4 protein-coding genes are annotated in these 5,565 nt (G+C 71.2%); 1 reads left to right on the plus strand and 3 read right to left on the minus strand.

What is annotated here, in order from left to right; genetic code table 11:
• Positions 1–199: 199 nt before the first annotated feature.
• Entirely contained in the window at positions 200–541 is a 342-nt protein-coding gene (locus tag BZL64_RS29530) for an SH3 domain-containing protein (protein WP_107430368.1), read from the minus strand.
• Between the two features lie 182 nt (positions 542–723).
• On the opposite strand from BZL64_RS29530, the gene BZL64_RS29535 reads away from it, so the two are divergent.
• The gene (locus BZL64_RS29535) at positions 724–2,934 is read left to right on the plus strand and encodes a serine/threonine-protein kinase (protein WP_086772220.1); all 2,211 of its coding nucleotides are present in this window, start codon (positions 724–726) and stop codon (positions 2,932–2,934) included.
• A 107-nt stretch (positions 2,935–3,041) separates the two neighbouring features.
• Here the strand turns inward: BZL64_RS29535 and ilvD are convergent, their stop codons facing one another.
• Together ilvD and BZL64_RS29545 are read right to left on the minus strand one after the other, a co-directional pair.
• Positions 3,042–4,895, minus strand: coding sequence for a dihydroxy-acid dehydratase (ilvD, locus tag BZL64_RS29540; protein WP_086772221.1), 1,854 nt, complete (start codon positions 4,893–4,895; stop codon positions 3,042–3,044).
• A gap of 122 nt (positions 4,896–5,017) precedes the next feature.
• Positions 5,018–5,565: TetR/AcrR family transcriptional regulator (locus tag BZL64_RS29545; protein ID WP_086772222.1), on the minus strand; the 548-nt coding region annotated here is incomplete at its 5' end.

Consider the following 5,565-nt stretch of genomic DNA (forward strand, 5'->3'; position numbering starts at 1 on the left):
GGCGGCGGGGGTGCCCGCGGCCCGGGAACCGGCCGGGAGGCCGGAGGAACCCGCCTTGCGGTCCGGGGAACCCGCGGTGGTGTCCGGGGAACCCGCCGTGGTGTCCGGGGTGCCGTTTTCGTCGCTCACGGGACGATTATGGCTCCGGGCGGGGCGGGGTCCCCGGGTGGGTGCGCGCGAAGGCGTGCGCGCGGACGGGTCAGTCGCAGCGGGGCGCTATGTAGCCGTCGCTGCCCGTCCTCACGTACGCGTCCGAGACGAACTGGCTGTCGGCGATGTTGTCCCAGATGTTCGTCGTGCCGTACGGGCCCGTGACCGACGTGCCGGGCGACTGGCAGAAGATCGGCACCCGCGTCCCCTCGGGCAGCACCTTGACGATCGGGTAGCTGGTGGCGGGACCGCTGCGCACGTTGAGGCGCACGCCGGGCGCGATGGGGTAGTACGTCAGCCCCGCCGCGGCCTGTGTCTCGACGGCGCCCCCGGCCGTGGCCACTCCGGCCTCTGCGGCCTCTTTCACTTCTTCCACGCGCTCTGCGGCCATGAAAAAACCTCCCCCGTAAGACCCCATGACTGCCATGGGGTCACGTTGATTCCCCCGAATCAAGCCATGAAACACATGTGCATGATTCGCACATGGAGGCTAGCAAGTCGCCTCGGTCCCGCGAGCGTCATCGACTAGGCTCCGTGCGTCGCGCGCGCGGACGAACAGCACGGGGGTGGTCCATGGCGCCACAGCACAACACCGGGGCGGGCGCGGAAGCGGAACTTCCGGAGTACTCCGGTCACTACCACCTGGAGTCCTGCCTGGGCTCGGGCGGCATGGGTGTGGTCCACCTGGCCCGCGGCACCTCGGGCATGAAGGTCGCGGTGAAGGTCGTACACGCCGAATTCGCGCGGGATCCCGAGTTCAGGGGGCGGTTCCGGCAGGAGATCGCGGCGGCGCGGCGGGTCAGCGGTGCCTTCACCGCGCCCGTCGTCGACGCCGATCCGGAGGCCGAACGGCCATGGATGGCCACGCTGTTCATACCGGGCCCGACCCTGTCGCAGCACGTGAAGCGGAACGGGCCCATGGGCGCGGGCGAGTTGCGGCGGCTGATGGCCGGGCTCGCGGAGGCGCTGCGGGACATCCACCGGGTCGGCGTGGTGCACCGCGATCTGAAGCCCAGCAACGTGTTGCTCGCCGAGGACGGTCCGAAGGTCATCGACTTCGGTATCTCGCGGCCGAAAGACAGCGAACTGCACACTGAGACAGGCAAGTTGATCGGAACGCCGCCGTTCATGGCGCCGGAGCAGTTCCGGCGGCCACGGGAGGTCGGTCCCGCCGCGGACGTTTTCGCGCTGGGTTCCGTGCTGGTGCACGCGGCGACCGGGCGGGGGCCGTTCGACTCGGACAGTCCCTACGTCGTCGCCTATCAGGTCGTGCACCACGAGCCCGATCTGACCGGCGTGCCGGAGAGCCTCGCCCCGATGGTGCTGCGCTGTCTCGCGAAGGAGCCCGAGGACCGGCCGACGCCCGACGAGTTGATGCGCGAGCTGCGCTCGGTGGCCGCCTCGTACGACACCCAGGCGTTCATACCGGCCCAGCGCGCGCCCGACGGTGACGAGGTGCGGGAATTCGAGCAGCCGGCAGAGTCCGCGGGTGCGGCCGAGTCGTCGAAGCCGCCGGAGTCGTCGGAGTCGCCGGAGTCGTCGGAGTCGTCGAAGTCGTCTGCCGACGAGGACAGTGGCGCGTCCGAGACGGGCGCGCGTCTGTGGGGACGGCGTCGGCGGCTCGCTCTCGCCCTGGGCGCGCTGCTGCTCGTCGTGGGCGGCGGGTTCGCCTGCGTCCAGGTGTTCGGCGAGGACACGGGCGGGGCCGCTCGGGGCACGGACGGGTCGCGGTCCGCCGCCGGCGTCTTCGCCCCCTGGGCGACGCGTCCGGCCGGGGCCGACGGTCTGCCCAAGTGCGCGTTCGAGGCACGGCTGCTGATCTGCGCCCAGCTGGGGTGGGTGTCCGCCCTCGACGCGTCCGACGGACGTGAGCTGTGGCGGCACGCCCTGTCCCCCGACGACAAACCCCGTGAGGCACCGGTCGTCGCGGGCGGGCTGGCGCATGTGCTCACGCACTCGGGCAAGCGCGTCGAGGCCTTCGACCCGGCCTCGGGCACCGTGCGCTGGGAACGGGACGTGTCGGCGTACGGGGGTGTCCGGTACGCCGGCGGGACCCTGCTGCTGACGGCGGCCGACGGCACGGTGACCGGGGTGGACGCCGCGACCGGGCGGACCGCGTGGAGCCGGCGGATCCCCGGCGTGAGCGATCCGTACTTCGTGTCGTTCCCCGGGAACCCGCTGGTCTACGCGACCAGCACCTCCGGCGAGGGCCGGACCCGGGTCACCGCGGTCGACCCCGCCACAGGCGAGGTGAGGTGGGACGAGCGGTTCGACGAGGCGCTGACGCTGGTGGGCGCCGGGGAGGACAGCGTCGTGCTGCTGGCCGAGGACGGGGACGGCGGCTACGGCATGGCCGACGCCGTGGTCCGCTTCTCCCCCGGGACGAAGGTGTCGAAGCGGGTCGCGCTGTCCGTCGCGCTCCAGCAGCCGAGCGCGGCCGTGTACGGGGACCGGGTCTACCTCATGACGTACGACGGTGCTCTCGTGGCCGTCGACACCGGCGAGGAGAAGCTGCTGTGGTCCCTGCAGACGGCCGTGAGCAGGGGCTCGGTGCCGACCGTGGACGGCACGCACGTGTACTTCAGCGCTCCCGACGGCCGTCTGCTCGCGGTCGACGCGGAGGCGGGGAAGCTCGTCGGCCAGACGGAACCGCGGTTCGGCGCGCACTCCGACGAAGTGGTGAGCACGCTGCCCGCGCCGGAGGCGGCCGACGGACGGGTCTACGCCGGGGCTCCCGACGGGACCGTGTTCGCGGTGGACGGACGGGATCCTTCGGGCTGGTGAGGCTCGTGCGCGAACTTCGCGAACTTCGCGAACTCCGTGGGCTTCGTTCGATACGAAAGGGCCGCCCCCGGTCGACGGGGCGGCCCTTTCGCGTCTTCAGTCGGGCGTCAGCCCAGCTTCGACACGTCCCGCACGGCGCCCTTGTCGGCGCTCGTGGCCATCGCGGCGTAGGCGCGCAGGGCGGCGGAGACCTTGCGCTCGCGGTTCGACGGGGCGTACACCCCGTTCAACGCCTCGTCACGGCGCGCGAGTTCCGTCTCGCCGACGAGCAACTCGATCGTGCGGTTCGGGATGTCGATGCGGATGCGGTCGCCGTTTTCGACAAGAGCGATGGTGCCGCCGGAGGCCGCCTCGGGTGAGGCATGGCCGATGGACAGGCCCGAGGTGCCGCCGGAGAAGCGGCCGTCGGTGATCAGCGCGCAGGTCTTGCCGAGTCCGCGGCCCTTGAGGAAGGACGTCGGGTACAGCATCTCCTGCATGCCGGGGCCGCCCTTGGGGCCCTCGTAACGGATGACGACGACGTCGCCGTGGGTGATCTGCTTGTTGAGGATCTTCTCGACGGCCTCCTCCTGCGACTCGCAGACGACCGCGGGGCCCTCGAAGGTCCAGATCGACTCGTCGACACCGGCCGTCTTCACCACGCAGCCGTCGACGGCGAGGTTGCCCTTGAGGACCGCCAGTCCGCCGTCCTTGGAGTACGCGTGCTCGGCGGAGCGGATGCAGCCGTTCTCGGCGTCGTCGTCCAGGGCCTCCCAGCGCTCGGACTGGGAGAAGGCCTCGGAGGAGCGGACGCAGCCCGGGGCGGCGTGCCACAGCTCGACAGCCTCCGGGGAGGGGGAGCCGGCCCGCACGTCCCAGGTCTTCAGCCAGTCCGCCAGGGACGGGCTGTGGACCGAGTGCACGTCCTCGTTCAGCAGGCCGGCGCGGTGCAGCTCGCCGAGGAGGGCGGGGATACCGCCGGCGCGGTGCACGTCCTCCATGTAGTACGTACGGTTCTTGGCGACGTTCGGCGCGACCTTCGCCAGGCAGGGCACGCGGCGCGAGACCGCGTTGATCTCGTCCAGGCCGAAGGGGACCTCCGCCTCCTGGGCGGCGGCCAGCAGGTGCAGGATCGTGTTGGTCGAGCCGCCCATCGCGATGTCCAGCGCCATCGCGTTCTCGAACGCGGCGAGGGTGGCGACGTTACGCGGCAGGACCGTCTCGTCGTCCTGCTCGTAGTAGCGGCGGGTGATGTCCATGACCGTGCGGGCGGCGTCGACGTAGAGCCGCTTGCGCGCGGTGTGGGTGGCCAGGACCGAGCCGTTGCCCGGCAGGGAGAGGCCGATGGCCTCGGTCAGGCAGTTCATCGAGTTGGCGGTGAACATGCCGGAACAGCTGCCGCAGGTCGGACAGGCGTTCTCCTCGATACGGAGGATGTCCTCGTCCGAGATCTTCTCGTTCACGGCCTCGGACATCGCGTCGACCAGGTCGAGCGTGCGGACCGTGCCGTCGACGAGGGTCGCGCGGCCGGACTCCATCGGGCCGCCGGAGACGAAGACCGTCGGGATGTTCAGGCGCAGGGCCGCCATGAGCATGCCCGGAGTGATCTTGTCGCAGTTGGAGATGCAGACCAGGGCGTCGGCGCAGTGCGCCTCGACCATGTACTCCACGCTGTCCGCGATCAGGTCGCGGGAGGGCAGGCTGTAGAGCATGCCGCCGTGGCCCATCGCGATGCCGTCGTCGACGGCGATCGTGTTGAACTCGCGCGGGATGCCGCCGGCCTCGGTGATGGCCTCGCTGACGATCCGGCCGACCGGCGCCAGATGCGTGTGGCCGGGCACGAACTCGGTGAAGCTGTTGGCCACGGCGATGATCGGCTTCCGGCCGATGTCCGCACCGGGTACACCGGAGGCGCGCATAAGGGCGCGTGCGCCCGCCATGTTGCGTCCGTGGGTGACTGTGCGGGACCTCAGCTCGGGCATCGTCGCTCGCTCCTTCAGACAGATAGGGCTGTTCATGAGCGTACGCCGCTCATCCAGGAGGCGGGACGAGGTGTCCGGAATGCGGGATACGCATCTCGGGGCGCGACCGTTGCACCACCGCGTCAGGGCCCGGTCAGGTGCCCCTGCACCACCGGCGCCACGCGCGCGATGATCCGCTCCACGTCCACCGAGGCCAGCGGTTCCACCTTGATCACGTACCGCAGCATCGCCGTACCGACCAGCTGCGCGGCCGCCAGCTCGGCACGCAGCTCGGCGTCCGGCACGTCCAGCTGGGCGGCGATGCGGCGCAGCAGCTGCGCGGCGACGAGGCGGCGGAAGACGGCGGCCGCTGTCTCGTTGTTCACGGCCGAGCGGACGACCGCCAGCAGGGGCATGCGCGTGGTGGGGTTCTCCCAGACGCCGAACATGAACCGGGTGAGCCGCTCCCCCACCTGGTCCAACGGCGCGTCGGCGACCGCGTCCGGCGCGTCGAGCGCAGGGGCGACGGCGACCTCGACGGCGGCGGCGAAGACCTGCTCCTTGGTGCCGAAGTAGTGGTGCACCAGCGCCGAGTCGACCCCGGCGGCCTTGGCGATGCCCCGCACGGTCGACTTCTCGTAGCCACGCTCGGAGAACTCCTCGCGGGCCGCCGCGAGGAGTTCTCCGAGCG

The sequence above is a fragment of the Streptomyces bobili genome (assembly GCF_002154575.1).
Lineage (GTDB): Bacteria > Actinomycetota > Actinomycetes > Streptomycetales > Streptomycetaceae > Streptomyces > Streptomyces bobili.

Bases quoted from the DNA above. Each gene is read 5' to 3' on its own strand.
- BZL64_RS29530 (WP_107430368.1), bottom strand. From the start codon at position 541: ATGGCCGCAGAGCGCGTGGAAGAAGTGAAAGAGGCCGCAGAGGCCGGA.
- BZL64_RS29535 (WP_086772220.1), top strand. From the start codon at position 724: ATGGCGCCACAGCACAACACCGGGGCGGGCGCGGAAGCGGAACTTCCG.
- ilvD (WP_086772221.1), bottom strand. From the start codon at position 4,895: ATGCCCGAGCTGAGGTCCCGCACAGTCACCCACGGACGCAACATGGCG.